Source organism: Tardiphaga sp. 619_E2_N8_4, assembly GCF_051810905.1.
Taxonomy (GTDB): domain Bacteria; phylum Pseudomonadota; class Alphaproteobacteria; order Rhizobiales; family Xanthobacteraceae; genus Tardiphaga; species Tardiphaga robiniae.
Genome location: NZ_JBPWQJ010000002.1, coordinates 1 through 25,034 on the forward strand (window position 1 = coordinate 1; position 25,034 = coordinate 25,034).

Annotated in this window: 23 protein-coding genes and 1 other annotated feature; of the genes, 13 read left to right on the plus strand and 10 right to left on the minus strand. The window is 57.9% G+C overall.

From position 1 onward, the window contains the following. A partial coding sequence (locus tag AB8A23_RS29695; protein WP_439066041.1) for a hypothetical protein occupies nucleotides 1-247 on the plus strand: 247 nt, incomplete at its 5' end. A 756-nt stretch (nucleotides 248-1,003) separates the two neighbouring features. Here AB8A23_RS29695 and AB8A23_RS29700 read toward each other — a convergent pair. Then, a complete protein-coding gene (locus AB8A23_RS29700) occupies nucleotides 1,004-1,216 on the minus strand; it encodes a ribbon-helix-helix domain-containing protein (protein WP_439060614.1) in 213 nt (70 codons plus the stop codon). Nucleotides 1,217-1,394: 178 nt separating this feature from the next. After that, nucleotides 1,395-1,450: a sequence feature (sul1 is cis-regulatory element that is thought to sense ions involved in sulfur or methionine metabolism; They are found in Alphaproteobacteria), on the plus strand. A gap of 76 nt (nucleotides 1,451-1,526) precedes the next feature. Between AB8A23_RS29700 and AB8A23_RS29705 the strand changes: the two genes are divergently transcribed. After that, nucleotides 1,527-3,008, plus strand: a complete 1,482-nt coding sequence (locus AB8A23_RS29705) for a SulP family inorganic anion transporter (RefSeq protein ID WP_439060613.1) — start codon at nucleotides 1,527-1,529, stop codon at nucleotides 3,006-3,008. 525 nt (nucleotides 3,009-3,533) lie between these two features. On the opposite strand, the gene nhaA is transcribed toward AB8A23_RS29705, so the two are convergent. Further along, nucleotides 3,534-4,712, minus strand: a complete 1,179-nt coding sequence (gene nhaA, locus AB8A23_RS29710) for a Na+/H+ antiporter NhaA (RefSeq protein WP_439060612.1) — start codon at nucleotides 4,710-4,712, stop codon at nucleotides 3,534-3,536. Nucleotides 4,713-5,119: 407 nt separating this feature from the next. On the opposite strand from nhaA, the gene AB8A23_RS29715 reads away from it, so the two are divergent. Further along, the gene (locus AB8A23_RS29715; protein ID WP_439060611.1) at nucleotides 5,120-5,437 is read left to right on the plus strand and encodes a hypothetical protein; all 318 of its coding nucleotides are present in this window, start codon (nucleotides 5,120-5,122) and stop codon (nucleotides 5,435-5,437) included. On the opposite strand, the gene AB8A23_RS29720 is transcribed toward AB8A23_RS29715, so the two are convergent. The 3 genes from AB8A23_RS29720 to AB8A23_RS29730 form a co-directional block, all read right to left on the minus strand. Continuing rightward, nucleotides 5,434-5,808 carry an EamA family transporter gene (locus AB8A23_RS29720; RefSeq protein ID WP_439060610.1) on the minus strand — a complete coding sequence of 125 codons (375 nt, stop codon included), beginning with the start codon at nucleotides 5,806-5,808 and terminating at the stop codon, nucleotides 5,434-5,436. The two genes, AB8A23_RS29715 and AB8A23_RS29720, sit on opposite strands and share 4 nt — an antisense overlap. Nucleotides 5,809-5,912: 104 nt before the next feature. Then, nucleotides 5,913-7,058, minus strand: coding sequence for an acyltransferase family protein (locus tag AB8A23_RS29725; RefSeq protein WP_439060609.1), 1,146 nt, complete (start codon nucleotides 7,056-7,058; stop codon nucleotides 5,913-5,915). A 241-nt stretch (nucleotides 7,059-7,299) separates the two neighbouring features. Next, nucleotides 7,300-8,226 carry a hypothetical protein gene (locus tag AB8A23_RS29730; RefSeq protein ID WP_439060608.1) on the minus strand — a complete coding sequence of 309 codons (927 nt, stop codon included), beginning with the start codon at nucleotides 8,224-8,226 and terminating at the stop codon, nucleotides 7,300-7,302. Between the two features lie 512 nt (nucleotides 8,227-8,738). On the opposite strand from AB8A23_RS29730, the gene AB8A23_RS29735 reads away from it, so the two are divergent. From AB8A23_RS29735 to AB8A23_RS29750, 4 genes are all read left to right on the plus strand, one after another. Beyond that, a complete protein-coding gene (locus AB8A23_RS29735) occupies nucleotides 8,739-10,181 on the plus strand; it encodes a multicopper oxidase family protein (protein WP_439060607.1) in 1,443 nt (480 codons plus the stop codon). Between the two features lie 313 nt (nucleotides 10,182-10,494). Further along, nucleotides 10,495-10,797 (plus strand): PadR family transcriptional regulator, encoded by a 303-nt coding sequence (locus AB8A23_RS29740; protein WP_439060606.1) that lies wholly within the window; start codon nucleotides 10,495-10,497, stop codon nucleotides 10,795-10,797. Between the two features lie 22 nt (nucleotides 10,798-10,819). Then, entirely contained in the window at nucleotides 10,820-12,022 is a 1,203-nt protein-coding gene (gene chrA / locus AB8A23_RS29745) for a chromate efflux transporter (RefSeq protein WP_439060605.1), read from the plus strand. Nucleotides 12,023-12,045: 23 nt separating this feature from the next. Then, entirely contained in the window at nucleotides 12,046-12,849 is an 804-nt protein-coding gene (locus AB8A23_RS29750) for a sulfurtransferase (RefSeq protein ID WP_439060604.1), read from the plus strand. 108 nt (nucleotides 12,850-12,957) lie between these two features. Here AB8A23_RS29750 and AB8A23_RS29755 read toward each other — a convergent pair whose 3' ends face one another. After that, a complete protein-coding gene (locus AB8A23_RS29755; protein ID WP_439060603.1) occupies nucleotides 12,958-13,740 on the minus strand; it encodes a phosphatase PAP2 family protein in 783 nt (260 codons plus the stop codon). Nucleotides 13,741-13,800: 60 nt separating this feature from the next. Further along, a complete protein-coding gene (locus AB8A23_RS29760; RefSeq protein ID WP_439060602.1) occupies nucleotides 13,801-14,442 on the minus strand; it encodes a class I SAM-dependent methyltransferase in 642 nt (213 codons plus the stop codon). A 40-nt stretch (nucleotides 14,443-14,482) separates the two neighbouring features. Here AB8A23_RS29760 and AB8A23_RS29765 point away from each other — a divergent pair, with 40 nt between their 5' ends. Beyond that, entirely contained in the window at nucleotides 14,483-15,274 is a 792-nt protein-coding gene (locus tag AB8A23_RS29765) for a nucleoside phosphorylase (protein ID WP_439060601.1), read from the plus strand. Between the two features lie 34 nt (nucleotides 15,275-15,308). On the opposite strand, the gene AB8A23_RS29770 is transcribed toward AB8A23_RS29765, so the two are convergent. Together AB8A23_RS29770 and AB8A23_RS29775 are read right to left on the minus strand one after the other, a co-directional pair. After that, entirely contained in the window at nucleotides 15,309-15,599 is a 291-nt protein-coding gene (locus tag AB8A23_RS29770; RefSeq protein ID WP_439060646.1) for a YnfA family protein, read from the minus strand. Between the two features lie 308 nt (nucleotides 15,600-15,907). Next, nucleotides 15,908-16,840, minus strand: a complete 933-nt coding sequence (locus AB8A23_RS29775) for an alpha/beta fold hydrolase (RefSeq protein WP_439060600.1) — start codon at nucleotides 16,838-16,840, stop codon at nucleotides 15,908-15,910. Nucleotides 16,841-17,041: 201 nt separating this feature from the next. On the opposite strand from AB8A23_RS29775, the gene AB8A23_RS29780 reads away from it, so the two are divergent. The 4 genes from AB8A23_RS29780 to AB8A23_RS29795 all read left to right on the plus strand — a co-directional run bounded on the left by AB8A23_RS29780 (nucleotide 17,042) and on the right by AB8A23_RS29795 (nucleotide 20,596). Continuing rightward, nucleotides 17,042-17,659: a TetR/AcrR family transcriptional regulator gene (locus AB8A23_RS29780; RefSeq protein WP_439060599.1), complete on the plus strand. Its 618-nt coding sequence runs from the start codon at nucleotides 17,042-17,044 to the stop codon at nucleotides 17,657-17,659. Nucleotides 17,660-17,858: 199 nt separating this feature from the next. Next, on the plus strand, nucleotides 17,859-18,956 hold the full coding sequence (locus AB8A23_RS29785; RefSeq protein ID WP_439060598.1) for an enolase C-terminal domain-like protein: 1,098 nt from the start codon (nucleotides 17,859-17,861) through the stop codon (nucleotides 18,954-18,956). Then, entirely contained in the window at nucleotides 18,956-19,723 is a 768-nt protein-coding gene (locus AB8A23_RS29790; RefSeq protein ID WP_439060597.1) for a 2-keto-4-pentenoate hydratase, read from the plus strand. The genes AB8A23_RS29785 and AB8A23_RS29790 overlap by 1 nt, the downstream gene beginning before the upstream one ends. 123 nt (nucleotides 19,724-19,846) lie before the next feature. Next, complete coding sequence (locus AB8A23_RS29795; RefSeq protein WP_439060596.1) at nucleotides 19,847-20,596, plus strand: haloacid dehalogenase type II; 750 nt, start codon at nucleotides 19,847-19,849, stop codon at nucleotides 20,594-20,596. Between the two features lie 256 nt (nucleotides 20,597-20,852). Here the strand turns inward: AB8A23_RS29795 and AB8A23_RS29800 are convergent, their stop codons facing one another. Continuing rightward, complete coding sequence (locus tag AB8A23_RS29800; RefSeq protein WP_439060595.1) at nucleotides 20,853-21,770, minus strand: DMT family transporter; 918 nt, start codon at nucleotides 21,768-21,770, stop codon at nucleotides 20,853-20,855. A 690-nt stretch (nucleotides 21,771-22,460) separates the two neighbouring features. On the opposite strand from AB8A23_RS29800, the gene AB8A23_RS29805 reads away from it, so the two are divergent. Further along, nucleotides 22,461-24,998: a bifunctional diguanylate cyclase/phosphodiesterase gene (locus AB8A23_RS29805; RefSeq protein ID WP_439060594.1), complete on the plus strand. Its 2,538-nt coding sequence runs from the start codon at nucleotides 22,461-22,463 to the stop codon at nucleotides 24,996-24,998. The last annotated feature ends 36 nt before the right edge of the window (nucleotides 24,999-25,034 follow it).

The window sequence follows — 25,034 nt, forward strand, 5'->3', positions numbered from 1 at the left end:
GTATTTTATCTGCCCGATCATAATGGTTGCCACCTTGGATTTGGCGGCGGCAGAGCCGCTCGAGCGTCGATTTGGGCCCGACAGGGAGAGAGGCCATCGTTCTGCACGGGAGTTCGAGGGAACGCGCGATGGCTTTAAGAATCGGGATCGCGCGAACTTTCTTGGAGTTGAGCAAAAGTCCGATCCCGAAGCGTCAGTCATCCGTCCTGACTTGCATCACTCTCCGCGCATAGGATTGCAGCGGTAGGTTGGTGCTTCCCGGGCAACTTGATTGTCGTTGACCCGCGAAGAAACTTCCAGCCAGCGAACCTTCTATTTTGAAACAGTTTGCGGCACGATCCAGGCGTGCCGCGATATGATCCTATCGATTTCCCGGCATGAAATGGTCGGCCACGCTGGCGATCTGTCCGGTCGCGATATCAGTAGCCTGTATCGTAATCGGCGCAGGCGCGACCGGTACCGGCTGGTGCGGCACTAGGATCGAAACGCGAACTTCTGTGGTCTGGTCCTGCCCAACCTTAACGAACAGCCGCCCTCCTACCTGTTTCGCCATGATTTGCTTGAAGTCGACGCGAAGCGGTGCGCTTGCTAAACGAGCCTGCTCGACCCAGCGAATTCCTCACTGGTTGCGACTCTGACATCGTGTCCGGCTCGCCTACGCCTCCGGCCTAGAGCCAAGAAGGGTTGCGCGTCGCCCCGCGATCCCAAAGTTTGAAGCACCACCAGCATCGCGTTTCCCATGCTGTCCATCAGCGGCGGCGTGCTCCGCGTGCTTCGCGCCGTTATCCGTCCAGAATGCGTTGCGATATAGCTCCCGTCGGCACCCGATGGCGCTAAATCGCAGCACCATGACTGGCATAATCGATATTGCAGCTCGGACCGCAGGCGCAATAGTATCCGATCATCGGGTAATAAAACACGCTGCTGCGCCGCCGCAGCTGGACGGCGAACATTCACAGCACAGCTTCCTCAAGCCTCGCAATGAGTCGGCGGATTTGCTGGTTTAAGCCTGCTCTTTGGAAGGCGTGACGCCACAAGCGTTCATATAGTACTCGATTACAAAAATGCGTATGGCGGCCGAGAGGTTGGCCATGTGGTGGTTCTCACCAATTGACCGGACCAGGGCCGCTCTGCTCTGGCCCAAATTGGCAGCGATCTCGTCCAGCGCGGCTAAAAACTCCCTCTCAGTTGTAATACTGACGGACCGGTCGGCCACGAAATACTTCTGGGTATGCCGTCGCTTCAAAGCGCGTGCCTTATGCCTGTTGAACCGGTCGAATATTCCCTGAGCGAGACTATCAGGGGTCGATAGCGCTTGAAACAACACCTATTGCCATCTGCTTTCAAAATTGTCTCTTGATGTCGCGACGCGGTGAAGGCATCATCGAAATCTCGTCGGACCCGATTTTTGATCGGGTGGCTCGGCCGGGCGCCTATCCCCCGGAAACCCCTCAGCGAATAGCACTTAACTAATTCAGGACCGATTGGGCGCTGCCCGTCGCCTCGCTGGTCATATTGGTTTGAAAATGAAAGTTTCCCAATCGTTGCGCCGCGAGTGGCTGACGAACATCCCTACCGAACTGATGTCCGGTGTGCTTGTGGCACTGGCTCTTATTCCAGAGGCGATCGGGTTCTCTATTGTCGCGGGCGTTGATCCCAAAATCGGCCTTTACGCATCGTTTTCAATTGCATGCGTAACCGCCATTGTTGGTGGCCGACCAGCCATGATCTCGGCGGCAACAGCCTCTACGGCCGTTCTCATGATCACCCTGGTGCGAGACCACGGACTGCAATATCTGTTCGCAGCCACGGTCCTTATGGGCGTGATCCAAATGGCGGCCGGAGCCCTGCGGCTCGGCCTGCTCATGAAGTTTGTATCGCGCTCGGTGATGACTGGCTTCGTCAATGCGCTGGCCATCCTGATCTTCCTGGCCCAGTTGCCGCAGCTGATGCACGTCGGCTGGGAAACCTATGCGATGGTCGCCGCCGGCCTAGCGATCATCTATCTCTTCCCTTATGTGACGAAGCGGGTGCCGTCGGCCCTTGTCAGCATTATCGTACTGACTGGTTTCACCATTTATTCCGGCGTCAAGCTGCGCACTGTCGGAGATATGGGTGAATTACCGTCAAGCCTCCCGTTCTTCGCAGTGCCTCAGGTTCCGTTCAATCTGGAGACGCTGAGAATTATATTGCCCTATTCGCTGACGATGGCTGCGGTGGGATTGCTGGAGAGCCTTCTTACCGCTTCGATCGTGGACGACATGACCGACACGGGCAGCAACAAGAACAGGGAGTGCGTTGGCCAGGGCATCGCCAACTTCGTCACAGGCTTCCTCGGCGCGATGGGCGGATGCGCGATGATCGGCCAATCGGTGATCAATGTCACCGCCGGCGCCCGGACCAGACTTTCGACATTCTTCGCTGGTGGATTCCTGCTCTTCCTGATCGTTGTTCTGGGCGACTGGGTCAAGCAAATCCCGATGGCCGCACTGGTTGCTGTGATGATCATGGTCTCGATCAGCACCTTTGACTGGTCATCAGTCACTAACTTGCGGTCGCATCCGTTGAGTTCAAGCGTGGTGATGCTGGCAACCGTTGTGGTTGTGGTAGCCACGGGCGACCTTTCGATGGGTGTTCTGACCGGTGTCGTCCTGAGCGGTGTCTTCTTTGCTGCCAAGGTTGCCCGGTTGCTCGGGGTCGTCACTGAGTTGTCGGGTGACGGTCGGAAGATCACCTATTTTGTCACCGGTCAGGTGTTTTTCGCGTCCTCCAGTAGCCTTGTCGACGCCTTTGATTATCAAGATGCCCCCGAGCGCGTCTGCATTGACGTGAGTGACGCACATTTCTGGGATATCACAGCAATCGGAGCGCTGGACGATATAGTTCTGAAGCTTCGTCGCCATGGCGCGCATGTTGAGGTGATCGGCCTAAACGAGGCGAGTGCGACTATGGTTGAGCGGTTCGGCACTCACCACAAGCTGAACGCGCAGCAGAAGCCCGTGCACTAGCGCATCTGAATTCCAGACATCCGATCCGCGTCTGTCATCAGGCCGTGGCGATTTTCGTGAAGCGTCGTGTCAATGAATTAGAGCCTGGCCGCTACGGGCCAAATCCATTTGCAGATCGTGTTGCTGCCATGACCGTCTCGAGTTTATCGAAGATATTTCACGATCTCGGCCACTGCGCAGCCCCAAACGATCACTGCGACTACGGCGATTCCCGTTGCTATCAAAACGTAGATCGCAGCAAGATCGGAGCGTCTTGATCCGTTGCTTTTTGAACTGCGCCAATGCGTACCCATCGTCATCCTCGGTGATTTAGCTCCTGAAAGCCTCTCTCCGTCGGGCAAATCGCGAGCAAGGAAATGTCACCCAATGATCTGCCTCGGCCAGTCGATAGACGTGTCCGGCTTTCAGACATCAATGGCGCCGAAAGCATCGCTACCCCAGCCGAGCCGAAGAGGAAACCGCGTTGGACGCGTCATATTGACGGACTGCGGCGGGAAGGTCGCGAGCCATTCTGCAGGAAAAGGACTAGTTCGCCGGCTTTGGGCTCATCGCAAGAACAACGATACCGGCCAGCCCCGCTGCTATGGAACCCAAAAGGACGCCAATTTTCACTTCGTTCAAGAGAAGTTCGTCGCCTGGAAACGCGAGGAGACCGACGAAGAGACTCATGGTAAAGCCGATGCCACATAGAAGCGCCACGCCATACACCTGCAGCCATGACGCGCCTGCTGGACGATTAGCCAGCTTGAGAGAGACGGTCAGCCACGTGGCCAAAAAGACGCCGCATTGCTTGCCAAAAAAAAGGCCGGCGGCGATGCCTAATGTCACCGGTGCTGTGAGCACTGACAGCTTTAAGCCAGCAAATGAAACACCAGCATTGGCAAAGCCGAATATTGGCACGATGAGGTACGCGACCCATGGCCGAAGAAAGTGCTCGAGGACTAGGAGCGGCCTCTCCCCCTTCCCTCCTTCAATTCGCGGCGGCAAGGGAATCGTGAAAGCAAGTGCGACACCCGCCAACGTCGCGTGAACGCCGGATTTCAAGGTGAACAACCACAGGAACACACCAAGCAGCAGAAATACCCAAAGCGAGCGTTGTCCAGACGAGGTCAGCGCCGCAAGCAATCCCAGTGTGCCGCCTGCGGCAAGAAGCCATCCAAGATGCAGGGCATCTGTGTAGACCAAAGCAATGATGGTGATCGCGCCAAGATCGTCAAGGATGGCAAGCGCTGTCAGAAATATCTTCAGCGATACTGGAACGCGACGGCCGAGAATGGCAATGGCGCCAAGCGCGAATGCGATGTCCGTGGCCGTCGGAATTGCCCATCCCCGCGCAGTCGCGCCCGACCACCCATTGATCGCCAGATACACCACGGCCGGCACAACCATGCCGCCCATCGCCGCAACACCCGGCAGAATGCGATCCTCCCATTTGGCCAGCTGTCCCTCGATCAGCTCGCGCTTGATTTCAAGGCCGACGAGCAGAAAGAACACGGCCATCAAGCCGTCGTTTATCCAATGCAGGACGCTAAATCCCGCTATTTTGATATTCAGGACTTCAAAGTAGTGCGGCGCCAATGCCGTGTTCGCGACGAAGAGCGCCGTCGCTGCGGCGAACATGAGGACGATCCCGCCGGAAGCCTCATTGGTGAGAAGTTCGCGAAGAGCAGAGATCGGTTTAGATTTTGAATTTTTCGAATGCATATTGCTCGCTTGCACGCCTCACTAAGTCCGACAACATGCATTGGTGAGACCGTTTGATGCACCCCGTCTCGTCAGCGGAAGCTGATGCCGGTTGCTATCTGCAATGCGATCAGCAGGAAGCAGCCAAGACTCAGGATTCCAAGACATTGATGAGGAGAAAACATTCGAGCTTCCTGGGTCGTCATACAGCTTGCTGTCTAGGGGCGCCTCAGATGGTTAATGAATACTTAAAGTCAACCAACAGCGATCGAATTGCGCTCATTTGCCTCATAAAGCAGAGTTCTTCCAGAAGTACGCCGGCTGGAGATCGATAAGAAGTGCGGGACTGCCCGTCTCGCGCGCGCGGCCCGACACACCGGTTCCTCGCATCAACACTGCTTAGCGCCGCCGACGAACGCTCCGCGAGAATGATGCGCTTCTCCAACAAGGATATCGGAACCCTTTTCCTCGGCAAGGCCCTTGGTCTGACACGGGAAGGCGGTCGCGTGGCGATGATACAACCGGCGGGCACGTTGCTGCTGAACGCTTCGGCGAAACGCCAGCGGACCAAGCTGTTCGCCGCTGCTCAGGTCGAGGAAGTCGTCAATTTCACCATCATTCGATTTCATCTCTTTCCGAACGCCGCGTCGCCTGCGTGCAGCGTGGTGATCCGGAAGTCCGCTCCCGACGGCTCTCCGACCACTTACATGTGCCCCAAGCTCCTCCATACGATCGAGGACGGCTAGCGAAACGCCCAATAGCCTCCGTTAGCAGTATCTCCAGTGCGTAGGACGGCTTGATGCCTCGCAAGGCCCTCGAGATTGAGAAGAAGCGAGCCAGACGCGGCATCGCTGCGGCTCAGACCCAACATCAGGAGCACGGGGCCGACGACCCCATCGAAGAAGATGATAACCGTGAGCCATGGAACGTCTGCGAGCCGCAGCGGCGCCTCCGATGCCGGAATTCCAAATCCCGCACGTGCGCCATGCACGATCGCCAGTCCGATACGTGCGCCCAGATAAAGGAGCCCCGCCAACAGTTGAGGCTCGACGGTGCCGAGCATGGCCTTTGACAGCGGGGCGGCAGCGCCAAACAGGACCGCTGATGCAATGGCCAACGGGACGCCTGGCCTAAGCCGCGGAGTCGTGTTTCCGGATGACATTTCGACGTGTGTTGAGCCCAGAGGCCCCTTTTTAGGGCGCCTTATGAACGTGGCCCCTTCTATCGGGCCTCGGTCGCGGGCTGCGGGACGATCACGCCGCCATCCGATGCCGGACGGTTGACGTCGGTGCGGACAGGCCAGCCCCGACGGATGGCCACTCCCGTTAGGGCTTCCTTCGTCCACCGTTGAAGCGGTCGCTCGACGAATCGCCAGATAGCCCACGACATGGCGGCTATGCCAAGGACAATCGACGCCGCGTAAGGCGGTGTCTTTTGGCTGATGATTTCGTTCAAGTAGATGGTGTAGCCCATCTGCATGTGCAGCAGATAGAATGGGTACGTCAAACCGCCCAACGCCAGAACCAAAGTCGCTGGAAGGGGCAGTTTGCGGACGCGGGTGGAGGCGAATATGACCGCTATTGAAATAACACAGATCGCGACGACCACTCGTTCGTCAAAGGAGCCGCCGGTATGAACCCCAAGGCGCTCCAGCTTGTGTAGCGCCTGAAACACGGCCGTCCCTGTCGAGATCGCGAACATGCAATAGAGCATGGCGTCGCGACGTCCGCGGTAGAATTCATGGATCAGCAGTCCGACTGCAAAGAATCCGCTGTCGTCCGCCATAAATATCTTTTCGAAGATCGGCAGGTCTACAGTCAATTCGTTGGCGAAAGTGATGCCCAGCCAGACCATAATGATCGAATCGATGCGACGCGGAAACAACCCTGCCGCCATCAGCACCGCCACCCAGGCGTAGAAAACGACCTCGATAACGAGCGACCAGTAGGACGTGTCCACATACTGCTGGCCGAGCGCCGGCGCCGCAATGAAAAGGTTTGCGAGCCATTGGATGAGGGTCACGTCGAAATGCGGCTTCCCCAACGCGATAATCGCCAAGAACGTCAGCGTCATGCATAAGGCAAAAGTCGGATATATGCGACTGAAGCGCGCGATGGCGAAGCCCGTTGCCGTCCTTCCTTCCGCGGAATAGGCGATGACGAACCCGCTGATGATGAAGAACACGGGCACGCCTAAGAAACCATATTGCGCGAAACCCGCCATTGACGGTATGGCGACCTGGGGGACACCCTGAGCCGCAGGGCCCCAGAAGCCGTAGTGATAAACGACGACGGCCGCCACGGCGACAAGCCGCAGCAGATCAAGCGCCTGAACTCGCGACGAGCCTTGGTCGTTCTTTGGCGACATCCGTTCACCGTCCCATCTGCGGCGTCCAAACGTAACGGTCCTTGGTAAAGGCGCTGTTAATGGATTTGTGGCGTTTTACGGAGCTTCTGGTCCTCGCGACGACCTCACTCATAGGTGTGTGGTCGGCCGCTCGAATCAGAATTAGCTCGGAGGCGCATGTTCGTCAGACGCATCGAGTGCCTCGGGAGGGCTGCGAGGGATCGGCGTATCCACATCAGTTTGAAATAGTGGGCGCCGCGGATCAATTGCCCATGCCGTTTTCCGGCACAATTAATGGAATGAAGCCGAACACACCTGGACTATCGGGATCGACGAGTACCCGCACCGCATGCACCAGTGTCTCGCCATAGACCATCAATTTTAGCACGTTAGGTATTCGCGCACCCATGCTGTTCTTCAAAGGTGTAAGCGAAAGAAAGTGTTCGTCACCATGAATTAGCAGCACTGGTTTGCCGAAACGCTTAGCGCCGGCTTCGATTGCATCAAGGGTTTGCACGAAGCCGGATTGCCGTGGCATCGCGCCGTTCGGAAAGCGCGCTTCGTCGAACTCTGCATGCATGAACATCACCACGGCTTTGGCGCCAGTTCCCTCTGCCTCGGCGAAGGCTGCAGCAATCCATGCGACATTCGCTTTATCACGGGCGAAAAACTCCTTCGCGGACTCGGGTTCCTGAGACTCGAAGCCGTTGTTGGAGCCGGGAACGTGCACGCTCGCGAACAGCACCTCGTTTTTCGAAAAACGAACATTCTCGACATAGATTGAAAACGCTGGCATCGCCTGCGCTTGGCTCGTGACCTTGATGGGGACCTTGCCCAAGGATTGTCCGGGATTCGCGAAGAACACCTGACGCAGCTTTGTCAGCCGTTCGCGAGGATCGAAACCGCCCGCCTGTTTTCGGTGACAATCCGTCCATTCGTTGTCACCGATCGTATAGACGAGCGCACCATCGAAAGTCTGCAGCTGCGCCAGCGCTTGATGGAAGGTTTCGTCACTGCACGGGATTCGGGCTGATTTAATGTCACCTACATGCAGTGTGAAGGCGGGTTTCAGCTTGTTGATGGCCGCAATTAGTCGGTCGAATTTGATGCTGTCATCCGGCAGATTATAGGGCTGATCACCCAACGCCACGAATGAAAACGCCTTATCTCCGCCGATCTGCTCCGCCACGGCACCCTGAAACGATAAAATTAGGAACGCGGCGGCGGGCAATAGTTTTAGGTGCATAGTTGTCACTTTCGAACCAAATGGCACTTACCCGGTCATTGGTAACACTAGGCACTAGGAGTCAACACGGTCCGCGATTGCGCTGTTCGGCAAGCCAAAATCGCGGCGCCGTCGAGGATCGGCCAGTTTTTTCAGAATCGCTATTCAAAGTGCTGAGCGGCTGGCCATTCCTGATCGGCTCACGGCGGTGGCAATCCTTCAAGCGCACACATATTGTCGCATCATCCCGGCATCCCCGTATTCGGGGATGTGACACATGAATGGATGTTTCCGCGCCGCAGACGGTGGCGCGCTTGCGAGCGACAAGATTAGAAAGACAAGGTATCACATAAAAGGCCGCCGGAATCTTTGGCACACATAGGAGACCTGCCAGTAAAGATCACGTGCTTTGACTAACGCTATCGGAAACCGATAATGATGTCCGATGGTCCTTCGCCTAGCAAAGGAGAAAGCAGATGAGATCCTCGGCCGATCGGCTGCGCCTATGCCCTCCTGACCAAAATCTTTTGCACGAAGCGTGCTTCAACCGTCGTGAATTGCTGCTGGGAGCCGGCACCACGGGTCTGGTGGCTGTCGCGAGCCGCCCTTGCTACGCACAAGCAGCGCAGCCGTCTGCCGATCACACTATCCGGATTGCCCCGATCTCGCTGGAAATAGGGCCGAACAAGGTCATCCAGACCACGGGCTACAACGGCACAGTTCCAGGACCGCTGCTCCGTCTAAAGGAAGGCGCGCCGGTAACCATCAACGTCATCAACGATTCCGGCTATCCCAACCTGATCCACTGGCATGGACTGTTCATTCCGCCCCTTCAAGACGGAGCCGTGGAAGAGGGGTCGCCGATCATTCCGCCCGGGGAGTCGTTAATTTACAACTTTACGCCTAAACCCGCCGGGACGCGCTGGTACCACAGCCACGCCATGGCGATGACTGATCTCAGTCGCAGCACGTATTCTGGAGAGTTCGGCTTTCTCGTCATCGATCCGGCCGCGGGTGATCCCGGCCGTTACGACCGCGAGATCATGCTCGCTGCCCACCATTGGGAGGGCTCTTGGGTGAGTATGCAAGACATGCACAAGGGGCCTCCGCCGGACAACGGGTTGGAGGCGATGTACAGTTCGGCGACTCTCGGCGACCGGATGCTCGGGCATGGCGACCCCATTCGCGTGCGCCAAGGAGAACGAGTCCTGTTCCGCATGCTCAATGCCAGCGGCAACATGGGAATCTCGCTTGCGTTGTCCGGACACCGATTTACCGTCATCGCACTGGACGGCAACCCGGTCCCCACGCCGACAACGATCGACACTTTGAAGCTGGACGTGGCAGAGCGCGCGGACGTCATCGTGGAAATGAACAATCCTGGTGTTTGGGTATTTGCATCGACTGACGACGATGACCGTAAAATGGGTATGGGCGTTGTCGTCGAGTATGAGAATCGAAGCGGAGTTCCGGTCTGGTCTCCTCCCTCCAAGGCGGCGTGGGACTACACCGCGTTCGGCCGAAGCAGTCCGTCCGCTTCGCCGGACGAGCGCATCAACCTGAAGTTCGAGAAGATTCCGGGAGGCCGTGGCGGCTACAATCGCTGGACCATCAACGGCAAATCCTGGCCCGATACTAATCCACTATTCACCGTGCAACGCGGGAAACGTTATCGCCTCGTCATGAACAATAACAGTGGCGACGAGCACCCCGTTCACATGCATCGGCATAGTTTCGAGGTCACCAAGGTGGGTGACAAGGCCACATCGGGGCTCATGAAGGACACGATCAGTATGCCGCGCTATTCCACAGCGGAGATAGACTTCGTGGCCAATGATCCCGGCGACACGCTGTTCCACTGCCATCACCAGGACCACATGGACGAGGGTTTTGCTGGACTGATCACCTATGCGGACTAGACCGACTTGCGCCAGGCCGCTTCGTTCCTTTTTCCGTAGTCGCTAAAGGCCTTCATCAGCGCCGAGCACCTCGGCCGATGTTTCAAACGTCGCCTAGAGCCGTGGTTCATGGACCTTCTGGATGTTTTCCCGCAGATGGTGACGGTCTCTGCAGGCGCGCGTTTTCATTTTCTGGGCGTGATGTTGGGGTTTCGGTCTGCCGAGGATGCCATTATTGTTCTATGTGTGGATGGGGCACTGGAGACGCTTGGCTTCAATATCGGTTTCCGATACCGTGGGACGATAGTGGGGACCGAAAACGTGAATTTGATCGATGAGATTCGACGACCTGCTCACCGGCTTCATCCGGCTTCACATCCTGCACCATGCGGCAGAGATGGAAATCTATGGGCAGTGGATGATCGACGAGTTGGCACACCACGGCTATCGGCTCAGCCCGGGAACCTTGTACCCGATGCTCCGTGCGATGGAACACAAGGGTTATCTGATTTCGCGCGTGCAGCGCGATGGGCGCGTCGCGAGAAAGCTTTACAAGGCCACGAAGCTAGGCAAGCAGGGCCTTGCGCTTGCAAAGGTCCGGGTTCGGGAATTCACGGGCGAAGCAATGAAGCGTTGACGCTAGTTGTCGGTGCTTCGTAATGAGCATTGGCGCTTCCGAAGGTCGCGTAAGCGAGGTCTTCACAGCATTCCTGAAGCTGGGCCTGACGTCTTTCGGCGGTCCTATCGCCCATCTCGGCTATTTCCGCGATGAGTTGGTGGTGCGGCGCAAATGGCTCGACGAGACGGCCTATGCCGACCTGGTCGCGCTCTGCCAGTTTCTTCCCGGGCCGGCCTCCAGCCAGGTCGGTTTTTCCCTCGGCATTCTGCGCGGCAATGGTCTTCTGGGTGGCCTTGCGGCGTGGTTCGCCTTCACCATGCCTTCGGCCCTGATCCTGTTTGCCTTTGCGATGGGCGCGGCCGCATTCACGGGACCGGTGGCCGAAGGTTTCCTGCATGGCCTGAAGCTCGTCGCGGTCGCGGTCGTCGCACAAGCCATATGGGGCATGTCGCGAACCCTCACACCCGATCGCACCCGAGCTGGCATTGCGCTCGCCGCAATTGTGATCGTTGTTTTTTTCACTGGATCGTTTGGGCAGATCGCAGCGATCGCGCTCGGCGCGTGCGCGGGCCTTTGGCTCTGCCGAGGAGACGTCGCGCCGGTTTCCGGACATCTAAGTTTTCCGGTCACGCGGCGAGCAGGCTTCATCGCACTCGTACTCTTCGTAGGGCTTCTCTTGATCCCTCCGGTCGTCGTCTCTGCGAGCGGCTCTCAGGCTCTCGCCTTGTTCGACGCATTCTACCGGTCGGGCGCACTTGTCTTTGGCGGCGGCCATGTCGTGTTGCCTCTGCTTCAGGCTCAAATCGTTACCCCCGGATGGGTTAGCAACGAGGCGTTCCTGGCAGGCTATGGGCTGGCACAGGCGGTGCCGGGACCACTCTTCACCTTTGCCGCCTATCTTGGGGCAGTGATGGGCCCTCCGCCGAACGGCTTTGCCGGTGCAGCGATTGCCCTCGTCGCACTGCTTCTTCCGGGCATGCTGCTCGTCTATGGCATGTTGCCGTTCTGGGATGTGATGCGTACGCGCCCCGCCGCTCAGGCCGCCATGCGCGGCACCAACGCAGCCGTGGTCGGCATTCTCGGCGCGGCCCTCTACAACCCTGTCTGGACCAGTGCGGTCTTGACGCCGCGCGATTTTGCGCTCGCACTCGCAGGCTTTCTGCTCCTCACCCTTTGGAAGCTGCCGCCATGGATCGTGGTGGTGCTTCTGGCTGGTGCCGGCATCTTGTCGAAACTCGTCTGAACATCGATCCTAACGGAGACTCCATGGCCAATGATCCTGTGATCGACTCCGCCGCGCTGCTCGATCTCGGCATGGCGCGCCTTCTCGACGTGCGGGAAGCGATGACCTTCGAAGCGGGTCATCGAGAAGATGCTATTCGCGTCCCCATCGAAGTCTGGGAAGCCGCTGCGAAGTCGGGCGAGACGTCCTTCGAGAATATTGGCTATTGGGAACATGCGATCGCTGCTCTCGGTGTCGACGGCTCGGTGCCGGTTGTCGTTTTCGACGATGGGCGTATGACCGAGGCAGCGCGGGTCTGGTTTATCTTGCAGTATTTTGGGGCCGAGGCATTCATCCTCAACGGCGGATGGCCGGCGATTCAGAATCGTGAAGATCTGCGCGGGTTCATTCCAGCCTCCGCCACACCTGCGATTTTCAAGGCGCGCCCTGGATCGGGACCCGTTGGGCTCGTCGATCGACAGACGTTGAAGGCCGAACTCGACGCAGGTATTCGGATTCTCGACGCCCGGACGGTCGGTGAATTTACTGGGGAGGATCTCCGGCGCAATTCACGCGGTGGACATCTGCCGGGGGCACGCGTGCTGCCGCACGTGAGTCTGCTTGAGGGCGGTCGCCTTCGGCCTGCCGGAGAGTTGCAGCAACTACTGACGAACGCCGGGTTTCAGTCAGGGGACCATGTGGTGACCCATTGCGATGGCGGCGGACGAGCCGCGCTCGCCGCGGCGGCAACATTGCGAGCCGGATATGATGATGTCCGCGCCTACTACTTGAGTTTCGCAGATTGGGCCAAAGATGAGACCTGCTCGATTGACCGGGGGGAGAAATGAGCAGGAAGTTCCCCGTCGGGCGCATGCGACGAGTAATCGCGTCCTGCGAGATTCGGAAAATCATCAACTCAGCGAGTTATCATGCTGGCATCGATCCGGGTACGAAGCTTACACGGTCGAGTCTTTGACAGATCCAACATCGCGGCCGCGCCATTTCTGTAGCAGACGATAGCCTGGCCAAGCGAAGCGCGTCAGTGAGGCGTCGATCTGCTGATCGCTTAGCCGCGTCGATGGCCAGCGGTAGATATACCCGTGCATCAGCCAGACCACTAAAAATGCCACTATTCCGCCAGCCACCACGTCGGTAAAGAAGTGCCCGCCGAACGCCATCCGGAGCAGACTGATGACGATGCCGAAAACCGTTGCACTTGCGTAGGCCAGCGTCCGCCACGCTGGCGGGGTCAGGGCGGCAGGCGCGTAAGTCCAGAATGCCGTCGCTCCTTCTCCGGTGAAGAACGAACAGTTTCGTACACAGTGACCACGCGGATCCCACCACGGCACGAACCCAAGGGGACCATTAAATTCTGCTACCGCAACCGGCCTCGGCCGCCCCCAGTGGCTCTTGAACGTGAAATTGGTGAGGACACCCGCCGATAGAATCATGGTGACAAGAAGAAACATCACTGCGCGTCCCGATATCAAGAGTGGCCGGTTCGGACGCAGAAGTTTTACAACGAGCGCGACAATTGCGGGCATCGCGAGCCCCCATGCGACATACATCGCTCCAAAGCGCACGACAGTCGCGATCGAACTGGAACTAAGAGGAAAGGTCCGACTCGCTGGATCGTAAAACAGCGAAGCCAGGAGCAAGTCGAGTTCAGGATGAATTCCGAAAACGATTCCAACAGCCAGCGCGAGGCCGAGCGCGATAAATAGTGCTTTTTTAGTCATAGCGGAGACTGTATCTCACCGAGGTCTAAGTTAGAAGAGCGCAAACGAAATTGAGTATTTTTACAGGCTAACGACCGCAGATGCGGTGCGGCGGAAACTGCTGAACTGAAAGTGCTGGACGGTCCCCCATGGCGTCGCATGCTCATGCGGCCGCGTATCGATCAGATCGAACTGGCTTCCGAGCAACGAGGCCAAGGCGAGTGCGTCATACCGCACGATAGGTAGACCGCTGCATCGTTCAGGACCATCCAGAGCAAACGTTCCAATGATGACGTGACCTTCTGACTTAACAGCCCCTTTTAGCCGTTCGACGTATGCAAACTGGTCGACCGGATTGGTCAGAAAGTGAAGCGCGGCGCGGTCATGCCAAAGATCGTAAGTTTGGGTGGGCTGCCATTTCGTGACGTCCGCCACCACCCATTCGACGTCGGAACCGCCGCTTTGAAGGCGCCTTCTGGCAGCCGTGAGAGCGTTCGCAGATAGGTCCAGCACCGTCAGATGGCGAAATTTCTTGGCGAGCAATTCGTCGACCAGACGGGACGCGCCACCCCCTATATCGATGATATTCGCCCCCACTGAGACGCCCGTTGATGCAATCATTTCGAGTGATGGCGCTGGCGTGTCCTGGAACCAACTGACGTCTTGCTCGCCTTTAGTGCCATAGACATTTTCCCAGTAGGCTTGCCGTCTCGCATCGTCCATACACAGCTCCTAAAAGCTTAAGATCCCAAATCGGACTCAGATGGATATGCCTCCCATACTCGACAATAAGGACACTTCGTCGCCTTCAGTTTTTGCGCCGGCGGCTCTGCTGCGCGAGGCCAGGCGTCAAAAGAAAATTCCTGACGTTCCGGTCCCTTCCGTCTGCTTGCTCGATCCTGACGGCGACCTGGTGCGCGCGTTGCGTGCTTCGGGACGTGCTCGACATTTCCCCGGATGGCCATGTTACCACACTGAATTGGATACCTTTACGCTCGCAGGACAAGAAGTCGGCATTATCGGTCGCGTGGTGGGGGCGTCCTTTGCGGTCCTGGTCGCCGAAGAGTTGTTCGCAAGCGGCTGCAAACTTCTTGTGAGCCTTACCTCTGCCGGACAAATCAAACCGGCCGGGAAGACGCCCTATTTCGTGGTGATCGACCGGGCTTTACGTGACGAAGGCACCAGCTATCATTATGCCCCCGTATCCGATTTCGCGGAAGCGGATACCGAGCTAGTAGCGGCGGCAGCTTCAGCGTTGGCTATTCTCGACCAGCGAAGCGTGGTCGGCGCGAGCTGGACCACAGATGCACCATTCCGCGAGACAGCCGATGCGATCCAATCTGCACGATACAGGGACATACTTGCGGTTGAGATGGAGGCCGCCGCCCTCTACGCGTTCGCGTCTGCTGCCAAGGTTTGCGTTCTTTGCCTGGCGCACGTTACCAACACCATGGGAATGGCGGGCGACGATTTTGAGAAGGGCGAAGCCGACGGGACAATGGATGCACTGGCCGTCCTAGAAGCGACCGTGGCGGCTCTGCATCCGTCGACCTGATCGGTCACGTATTCACCCCACCCTCGGGGCTGAATCATGTGCGCGGAGCGAATAATATAACAGATGCCCGCGCTATGCAGATGATTGCCCCCGTTATGTCCCACCGGTCCGGGCGCTGACCCTCGATAAGCCACAGCCACAAAACCGAAGCCACGATGTAGACCCCGCCGTATGTCGCATACGTTCGGCCCGCAGCTTCGCTATCGACGAGCGTAAAAGGATAGGCAAACAGCGCCAGAGAAGCCATTCCGGGAGCAAGCCAAACCACTGACTGTGAATAGGCATGGCGTTTGACGGTCTTATGAGGTGCGGGACAGCCGATCATCCATCGCAGAATTGCCCAGAGATCGCGGTCCAGTACGTCACCGTCAATCGGTTCGAGTGCGTCCACCACAGCACTGATCTCGAGTCCGCAAGGAAACGGCTCGCCGCTACGGCCAATAAAGACAAGGGCATACGCGATTCCCGACGGCGCACGGACGAAGCCCGGATCGGCCAATCCCTTGCGCTCGAGATCGAAAGTCTTCGCGAAGAACATCCGGAATTCCGGATAATGCCCCAGTCGGTCTTCGACGAGTCCGAATTCCAGACGCTTGTCAGAAAGATCTTGTCTCTCGATGACGGAGACAGCGTTCATTGCGCCCTCTCCTCTGCGTCAAGACGATCGAGGAACGCTCGGATCAGATCGGCGATCTCGGCGCCAGAGTCCTCCTGGAGGAAGTGTCTACCTGTAACCATGTGTGGGCCTTCCGCATGCGGCATCATTTGCTTGAACCTGCTGGAGAACGTTGCGGCGTCAAAGACCTCGTCCTCGCGGCCCCAGATGATCATTGTCGGAAGTTTCGACTGCGACAGTGTCTGTTCCAGCCATTCGAAGCGCTCATAGGCGCGGGCCTCGCTATCTAGCGGAATCCACCGGGGCCATGCCCAGGTCAATAATCTCGACGCTGGATCAGGCAGGACGTCTTCATAGGCGGCTTGTGCCGTCGCGGCGAACTTTTCCCGATCAACCACCGAAAGGTAGACGCCTCGCCCTGCGAGCGCCTTGTGATTTCCGAGTAGATACGGGCCGACCAAGGGAGCGTGCATCATTCGCCAGGGGAAGATGCGGGTATGGAATTCGGCTGGCGGCATCGGCCATGCCCACGTGCTCATGACCGTCAGGGCCCGGATCCGCTCTGGATTACTCATAGCAAACGATAGGCCGGTAGGGCCTCCCCAATCATGGCAGACTAGTGCGATCTTCTTGAGGTCCAGTTGGCGCATAAGGGAGGTCAGGTTGGCCGTATGCCCGTCAAGCGTATGCGCCTGCTCTCGGGTCGGCTTTTCAGACAGTCCAAACCCCACCATGTCCGGAACGATGACGCGGCGCCCTGATGCCACTAGCGGACCGATTACGTCGCGGTAGAGAAATCCCCACGTCGGGTTTCCGTGAAGCAGAACGATGGGATCTCCCTCTCCTTCGTCGACGTAATGCATTCGCCAGCCGTTTACGTTGGCGAATCGTGCCTCATAGGGCCATTCGTCGCGAGCCGAAGCGGGAAGCAGGCTAGTTGTTTCTCTCATCGCGGAACTTCCAAAACACCAATCAGGCGGCACTAGCAACAAACCGGGGCCGCATCGGGGTATTTTAGAGCATACGATCCATAATATGTCGAGGCTGGGTGTTGCGATCATGCCTACCGCAGTGCGAAAGAATCGTCTTCCTAATACACCTGCGGCGGTGGTACTGAGAAGAAAGGGCTATGAGGCAAGGAGAATAGCGAAGTGGCCAGACCGCGTGAATTTGACGAAGGCGCCGTTCTCGACGCCGCTATCGAGCAATTCTGGCTCCGCGGTTACGAAGCGACTTCGGTTCGGGATCTTGCTGGCGAAATGGGTATAGCCGGGGCAAGTTTGTACAACGCCTTTGGGGACAAGCGGACCCTCTATCGAAGCGCTCTCAACCGTTACCTTGAGCAGACCTTTCGAGAACGGATACGTCGACTTGAGAGCACCTTGCCGCCGCACGATGCGATCACTGCGTTCTTCGCGGAAATCATTGAGCGATCGGTCACTGATAAGCGCAGGAAGGGATGTATGCTCGTTAATTCGACCCTGGAGCACGTTCCCGCTGATCGCGATTTTCAGCAGATCGTCATGACGTTTCTGAGCGACGTCGAATCGTTCTTTCTGCGCAGCGTGGCGTCGGGCCAGCGGGAAGGAATAATCACGAAATCCCAAACCGCCGAAGACCTTTCGCGGATGCTTCTCGGCCAGTTGCTCGGAATTCGTGTCCTGGCGCGGATCCGACCGGATCGCCCCCTTCTCGAGGGGATGCTTCGCCCGGTCTTTGCCTGCCTTTTCAACGAACATCCGCGGTCCAACCGGAAGAAATCGAATTAATCGCACGGATGCAATAAATGGCTCTGTGTGCGGATGCGTGGCCGGACAGCTTTAGCCCGCCGTTGTCCGTGTTCCACCGAAGCACACGCCCTCCTCCATTGACGAGATCGCAGTCGCGAGGCATTCTAGAGCAGATGATCCAGAAACGGATCGGCCTTGGCATAATCCAGCAGCATGTTTGCCTTGCGGAGAGAAGCGATTGAGAGAAGCTCATAACCCGGTGCTTCGTTCACTGGTCGGTACGGCCATCAGCGTGCCTATGAAGCGGCCTCTCGGGACCAGCGCCAAGAAGATTACTGAGGCCTGTCTGCTTCTGGTTGATCTCCTTACCGAGGACGGAGTCGAGGGTCGCGCTTACGCTTTTTGTTATCAGCCATCGATTGCCCGCTCGCTGGTCCCGATCGTAGCTGAGCTTAGTGAGCACCTTGCGGGCAAGCCGTTAATTCCGCTCGACCTCGCGCAGACGGTTTTGCGTTACTTTCGGCTTCCCGGCGTCACTGGTCCGCTCGCGATGGCGGCATCCTCAATCGATACTGCGGTGTGGGATGCCCTTGCCAAATCGGCGGGAGTACCGCTGGCGACGTATCTTGGCGCCGGCCTTCAGCCGGTCCCGGCTTATAACAGCAACGGCCTTGGCCTGATGTCACCGGAGGCAGCCGCCGATGAGGCGGAAGCCCTTCTTGATGGCGGCTTTGCTGCCGTTAAGCTTCGGCTCGGCCGCGACCGTTTTGAAGATGATATAGCGACGGTGCGGAAAGTAAGACGCCGGCTTCCAAATTCCGTCCGACTGATGGTCGATTTCAATCAGGCGTTGACGTTTTCGAAAGCTGTGCAGCAGGCGCTCGCACTCGACGACGAAGGCCTCTACTGGATCGAGGAGCCGATCCGGCATGACGACTATCGTCATACCGCCTTGATTGCGCAAGCCGCGCGCACACCGATCCAGATCGGTGAGAACTTCACTGGACTGCCGCCGATGGCGGCGGCCCTCGAAGCGAGCGCTTCCGACTACATCATGCTCGACCTGGATCGCATTGGCGGCGTGACGGGCTGGCAGCGCGCTGCCGGGCTGGCCGCAGCATATAACCGAGAGGTTTCATCTCATCTGTTTCCAGAAGTCAGCGCGCACCTGATGGCGGCGACGCCGGGCCGCCACTGGCTCGAATACGTGGACTGGGCGAATCCCATCTTGGAAGAGCCGCTCGAGATCAAGGGCGGTGCGGCCATCATTCCGAACCGCCCCGGCAACGGGTTAGCGTGGAAGAAAGATGCCGTCGCCAAATATCGACTCACCTGATGATGGTGGCGCGCACCATCTTATCCCAGCGATTGCGGGAGCTCGCGCAACGCCAATGGCGCGACTACCAGGCGGCGATGCCGGGCGGCGTCTTTGCCGACCCGGAGCTTTCGCTAACGCTTGAAGAAGCGTATGCGGTTCAAGTGGAGGTCGCCCGTCTCCGCTGCGCCGATGGGGATGCCGTGGCGGGATATAAAGTCGGTTGCATTGGACCCGGAGTGGTCAGCCAATTCGGAATGAGCGGACCGATCCACGCGCGCGTGTTTCGAAGTGAAGTGCACGTGTCCGGCAGCAATCTCCGCCACGGCGCCTACGCTAACCTTGCAATAGAGGGTGAGATGGCGCTCCGTATAGGCGAGAATAATCTAATCGTTGCGGCATTCCCGGTGATCGAATTGCACAACTTTGTCTTTAAGGCCCCCGTCAGGACGCTGGCTGAGCTCATCGCCAACAACGGCATCAACGCCGGCGCTGTCGTGTCTCAGGATCTCCAAACGACCCCGCTCGATTATTGGGAAAGCTCTAAGACGTTGTCGATTTCCGTTAATGGAGCGACCATCGACAGTGGCGCCTTGTGGGCGATGACAGGCGGCCCTGCCGAGGTTCTTGACTGGCTGAGGAATGATCTCGTTCGCTTCGGCGGCGCCCTGAAGCCAGGAGATCTAGTGCTCGCTGGAACACCTCTCGGACTGCATCCCGTCAAGCCTAATGATCAAGTCGCGATTTGCGTCGATGGTCGACGACTTGTCGAATGCCGCATCTCCTGACAAGAGGCGTTTCGTGGTTTGTGCAACTACTCGGACGGGAAACGCATCGCGTTTTATGTCGGGCGATAGGGCACGACACGCATCGCCGGAACCATCTTCAACTGAATAAGGACAGGTAGGCCGATGACGATTACGACCGTTATTTTTGATGCCTATGGCACTTTGTACGATGTTCAGTCGGTCGAAGGCGTGATCGACGAGGCCTACCCCGGCTACGGCGAAGTCATCACGCAAATTTGGCGCTTGAAACAACTTGAGTACACGTGGTTGCGTTCGCTCATGAGCCGTTACGAAGACTTCGCGCAAATTACGCACGACTCTCTTCAATATGCTCTCACCGTCTTAGGCTTGCGGCCGGACGCGAACACGCTGAAACTCATCATGGATAAGTACGTCCACCTCGACCTGTATCCTGATGCCAAGCAAAGCCTGGAACGCCTTAAGGATTTCAGATTGGCAATCCTGTCGAACGGCAGCACCGCCATGCTAAACGAACTTGTTTGCAACACGGGTTTGGACACGGTTCTCGAAGCCACTATCAGCGTCGATGCCAAAAAGGTGTTCAAGCCCAGCCCGGACGCGTATTCACTCGTCGAAGCCAACCTTAGCGTCAAGCGGAGCAACGTTCTCTTCGTTTCGTCAAATCCGTTCGACGCTTGTGGCGCGAAGGCGTTTGGGTTTTCCGTGGCATGGATTGAGCGAATCTCAACGGATGCGATGGTGCTCGAGTGGAAGAATAGCGGCGGCTTGCGGCCGTTGACTATGTTCAAAGCGATGCGCATGCAGATGGACCATCTGGGATTCGAACCCGATTATCGTATTGCAAGTTTGAGCGCCCTTCCTGCGCTGTTAGCCGGAATGCGCGTGGCCTAGCGTCGAATGCAAGGCCGGTTCTGCTGCACCCCACAGCCCCTCGCGAGATCGTCTGGCACGGCTTAGCGAATTGTCCAATCTTGATGTTCGCCACAAATTCCACGAATCGGCTGCGTCTAATTTACGCAACAAAGTTCCTTGTTTTCAGGCTGGGGTTTGTTGTTATCCATGGCCAGAACGATTGCCAGCCTTGTTAACGCTGGTCGTTCATGGCGGGGATCCGAGATCATGAGAAACAGGAGTTATCATGATGTTTTCATGAAAGAGTGGACGATGGTTTCCGAAGGTCGGAAGTCGGTCCAAGGATGGCCAATGCGAGGCCGAGACTTGCCATCACAAGTCCGAATACTTGGATTATCGTGGGCCACTCGTTGGCAAGCGGTATGCCGATGAGCACCGTGGCCGTCGGCACCATCGCGGGAAACATGGCCGCACGGCCCACACCCAGTTGTCTGATCGAGTAGGAAAAACACGCAGTGGCGATTATTCCCGCGACGAAACCCTGCACAAGTACCTGCGTAGCGATAGAAACCATCGGTATCGCGGCCAATCGATCGGGCCGGACAAAGACGAGATAGTACGGCACGACGATCGTCGCCGACGCAACGCTCACCAGGATCGTTCCGGCAATGGGGTCGATGCGCCACCTTCTGACCAGAAGCGTGAACATCAGCCAAAACGATCCTGCGGCTGCGAACAGCAGGTCGCCGATCCATGTCTGGCCGTTTCCGATCATAAGGGATGAGCCTCCCACAAGCATGATTCCGGCGATGATCGCCGCCACGCCGGACAACTTTCTGACGGTCAGCGTCTCGCCGAAAAGAAATGCTCCGAGAAGGAGACCTCCAATTGCCACCGTGGAAGGTTGAATGATCGCTCCATGCGCCAGTGGCGCATAGACAAAGCCGGAGGACCCCAAGAAAAAGAAGATAGGACCGGCGGCGGCCGTAAGTGCGAGCCCTTTCCAGAATCCGATCCTGCGCACGTCGCGCCAAAGAAACACGAGCGCCGGCGCAGCGATCAGCCCCGCCACGCCGTAACGAAGGAACACGAAATCCACCGCGTGAAGTCCCTGATTGGTGCCGGCCCTCACCAGCGCGAACGATGCGCCCCAACTCATCACGGCGAATAATCCACCGAGGGCTCCGGCCAAAATCGTGCGGTCGATGTTCAATTGCTGATGGCCTTTTCGTCACTGTCGTTCGATGTCCGCCGGACTGTGCGTGGCCTCAATAGCACGTCGGCTAGGGTTGACCATCACGCATCCGGCTGTGCGGCCATTGCGAGCAGATTTCAGTCACAGCGGGCACGAGGACCGCGCACGATCGCTCCGTCCATGACCGAAGTCTCAGTTTTTCATTGCCTTGCAGGGGATGTGGAAAACGATCTTGTTCCTAAGGGTGCTGCCATGGCAGCGAGGCGCCTCACAATGGAGCTACTTTGCAGCGTCAGACGCAGCGGATGGTGCGCCGGTGGAGCAGAGCGACCGCCCCCTTCGCGCCAGTACTGGCCATTCGCTAATTTTGGAAATTCCGCTTCTCTACTTCCGGGTCTGAGCAATAATTGCGAATCCGCGGGATGGCTTCTGCCATGGGGCGTTTACTCGTGCGTGAGAAAATCGTGATGAAGGCCGTATTGTAGTAAGTGATCAAGCCTTCCGCATCGGTCACATAGATAAGCGCCGGGAGCTCACCGAGCGCGGCAGTATGCCGGCGCGTGCTGTAAGGAAGCGATACATACAATTTTATGATTGTGGAACATGCCCCTCATCGTCGGCAACTACCGGTGATTACCATCGGCACTCTTTACGACGCGGAAACTACGCGATCAGAATTGGCACGCAATTAGTACGATGGAAAGTCAATTGGATTATGGTCAGGGAATTATCACCGAGGCTTTCATGTTCCGCACCTTAACGTGTCTTACAGAAGAACACGACTGGCGCCTTGTTGTTCTTGCAGTCGTGGTTTGCTTTGCCGCCAGCATCGTAGCCATCAATATCTTTCATCGCGCCAATGCGTCAAAGGCCATAACGCGCCTGATCTGGATCGCTATTGCCGGCGCCGCTATCGGATACGGGATCTGGGCAACCCATTTCATTGCCATGCTCGCCTATGAGCCGGGTGTGTCCACGGGATATAACACCGTACTGACGGTCTCTTCGCTTATCGCCGCGATGCTGTTCACCTCATGCGGCTTCGGCTTTGCCGCCAGCCCCCCCGGGCGGTGGCGCGCGCCCGTTGGCGGTGCGATCATGGGAGCCGGCATTGCCAGCATGCACTATATGGGGATGTGGGCGCTCCAAGTTCCGGGTCATGTGCATTGGTCGTTTGACCTCGTTTTTGCCTCCATCATCCTCGGAATGGTATTCTCCTGTGCCGCACTTGGCATTGCCGTCCGCTTTCAGGATGGGCCCCGGAGCTGCGCCGCCGCGCTGTTGCTGACGCTGGCCATCGTCACGCATCATTTCATCGCGATGGGTGCGGTGGAAGTCATCCCCGATCCAACGCGGACGCCCGATGCGCTGTCGCTTTCTCCGGCCGTCATGGCGCTTGTAATCGCGGGGGTCGCTATCTCGGTGCTCGGGATGAGCTTCGTCGGCGTGCTGGCTGACCGCCGGCTTGCCATACGAACCAGCAAGTTCGAGCAGATCATCAGCCAGCTGTCACTGGCACGACAGGAGGTCGAAGATTCGCAACGGCAAGTGCACCAGCAGAAACTGCGGCTAGACACCGCCATCAACAACATGGGCGAAGGCCTTTGCATGTTCGATGGGAACAAGCGACTTGTCGTTTGCAACGATCGCTATGCTCAAATGTATCGGCTGCCGCCGAAGCTACTGAGGCCGGGAACGGCGCACCATGCCATCATCCATCACCGTATTATCAACCGCATCTTAAAATGCGACGGCAGCAGCATCGCGACGGACCAGGTGCTCTCCAAGCTGAGGGCTCTCCCTAACGATGCGAGTTCCAGCCGGATCGACGAGTTATCGGATGGCCGCCTGATTTGCGTGACTCGGCAACCCATGGAAGGCGGCGGCTGGGTCGCAACGCATCGCGACGTCACGGAGCAACAACGGACCGAAGCCAGGATGGCATATATTGCCAAGCATGACGCGCTGACCGATCTGCCAAACCGCGTAATGCTTCGCGAAGAGATGGTGCACGCCCTCTCGGTGACGGCCACAGGGGGCGCGGCCCTTGCGGTGCTGGTGCTCGATCTCGACCGCTTCAAGGAAATCAATGACACGCTCGGCCACCCCGTGGGGGACAGCCTCCTGCAGGCGGTTGCTGCGCGTCTGCGCGCCTGCATCCGCAAATCGGCCCTGATCGCCCGGCTCGGGGGCGACGAGTTCGCCGTGATCGAGCGCGTCTCCGATCCTGTAGTTGAAGCGACTGCAATAGCCGAAAGTATCAGGCGGGCGCTGTCAGAGCCGTTCGATCTCGGCGACCATCAGGTGACCACCGGTGCCACCATTGGCATTGCGGTGGCGCCGTATGACGGTGTCGATTCCGACCAGATCCTGAAGGGTGCAGATCTCGCGCTCTATAGCGCCAAGAGCAGCGGACGCGGTACGTTCCGCTTCTACGAGCCCGAGCTTGACGCGGTAATGCGCGCCCGGCGCGACTTGGAGCGAGACATGCGCAAGGCGATCACCAATGGTGAGTTCGAGCTCTACTATCAGCCCTTCGTCGATCTTGAGAGCAACGAGATTCTCGGCTGTGAGGCGCTGTTGCGCTGGCATCATCCGAAGCGCGGGATGGTAGCGCCTGCGGAATTCATTCCGCTTGCCGAGGAAACTGGCTTAATCGTGCCATTCGGGGAATGGGTGCTAAGTACCGCCTGCGCCGAAGCCGCGAAATGGCCCGACCATGTCAAGCTCGCGGTCAACCTCTCGCCCGCCCAGTTCAGGAATAGGGAACTGGTGCCTTCCGTGGTCAGCGCGTTGGCCAGCTCGGGGCTCGCGCCGGCGCGGCTTGAACTCGAGGTGACGGAGACGGCCATCATACATGACAGCGAGGCTGTGTTTGCGGCGCTCGCGCGATTGCACGATTTCGGGGTGCAAATAGCGCTCGACGACTTCGGCACAGGCTATTCATCTCTAAGTTCTCTGCAGAGGTTTCCGTTCGACAAGATCAAGATTGATCGAAGCTTCGTCAACGAGCTGACCAGCGCGAGAGAAGAAGCGCGGACGATCGCCCGCGCCGTGGTTAGCTTTGCCGTGAGTCTGGGCAAGACGACAACGGCCGAGGGGGTTGAAACTAAGGAACAGCAAGACATTCTGCGTTCGGAACGCTGCACCGAAATGCAAGGCTACTATTTCAGTCGCCCGCGACCTTCCGGCGAAATTACGCAACTGCTCGCCGGTGCCACCAACAGACGAGCGACCGCGGCCTAGCGTCAGTCTGACATTCTCGAAATTGCGGCCTCTGCC

Bases quoted from the DNA above. Each gene is read 5' to 3' on its own strand.
- AB8A23_RS29775 (WP_439060600.1), bottom strand. From the start codon at position 16,840: ATGAGAGAAACAACTAGCCTGCTTCCCGCTTCGGCTCGCGACGAATGG.
- nhaA (WP_439060612.1), bottom strand. From the start codon at position 4,712: ATGCATTCGAAAAATTCAAAATCTAAACCGATCTCTGCTCTTCGCGAA.
- AB8A23_RS29760 (WP_439060602.1), bottom strand. From the start codon at position 14,442: ATGGACGATGCGAGACGGCAAGCCTACTGGGAAAATGTCTATGGCACT.
- AB8A23_RS29735 (WP_439060607.1), top strand. From the start codon at position 8,739: ATGAGATCCTCGGCCGATCGGCTGCGCCTATGCCCTCCTGACCAAAAT.
- AB8A23_RS29795 (WP_439060596.1), top strand. From the start codon at position 19,847: ATGACGATTACGACCGTTATTTTTGATGCCTATGGCACTTTGTACGAT.
- chrA (WP_439060605.1), top strand. From the start codon at position 10,820: ATGAGCATTGGCGCTTCCGAAGGTCGCGTAAGCGAGGTCTTCACAGCA.
- AB8A23_RS29740 (WP_439060606.1), top strand. From the start codon at position 10,495: ATGAGATTCGACGACCTGCTCACCGGCTTCATCCGGCTTCACATCCTG.
- AB8A23_RS29770 (WP_439060646.1), bottom strand. From the start codon at position 15,599: ATGATCGGCTGTCCCGCACCTCATAAGACCGTCAAACGCCATGCCTAT.
- AB8A23_RS29755 (WP_439060603.1), bottom strand. From the start codon at position 13,740: ATGACTAAAAAAGCACTATTTATCGCGCTCGGCCTCGCGCTGGCTGTT.
- AB8A23_RS29705 (WP_439060613.1), top strand. From the start codon at position 1,527: ATGAAAGTTTCCCAATCGTTGCGCCGCGAGTGGCTGACGAACATCCCT.
- AB8A23_RS29765 (WP_439060601.1), top strand. From the start codon at position 14,483: ATGGATATGCCTCCCATACTCGACAATAAGGACACTTCGTCGCCTTCA.
- AB8A23_RS29715 (WP_439060611.1), top strand. From the start codon at position 5,120: ATGATGCGCTTCTCCAACAAGGATATCGGAACCCTTTTCCTCGGCAAG.
- AB8A23_RS29790 (WP_439060597.1), top strand. From the start codon at position 18,956: ATGATGGTGGCGCGCACCATCTTATCCCAGCGATTGCGGGAGCTCGCG.
- AB8A23_RS29750 (WP_439060604.1), top strand. From the start codon at position 12,046: ATGGCCAATGATCCTGTGATCGACTCCGCCGCGCTGCTCGATCTCGGC.
- AB8A23_RS29725 (WP_439060609.1), bottom strand. From the start codon at position 7,058: ATGTCGCCAAAGAACGACCAAGGCTCGTCGCGAGTTCAGGCGCTTGAT.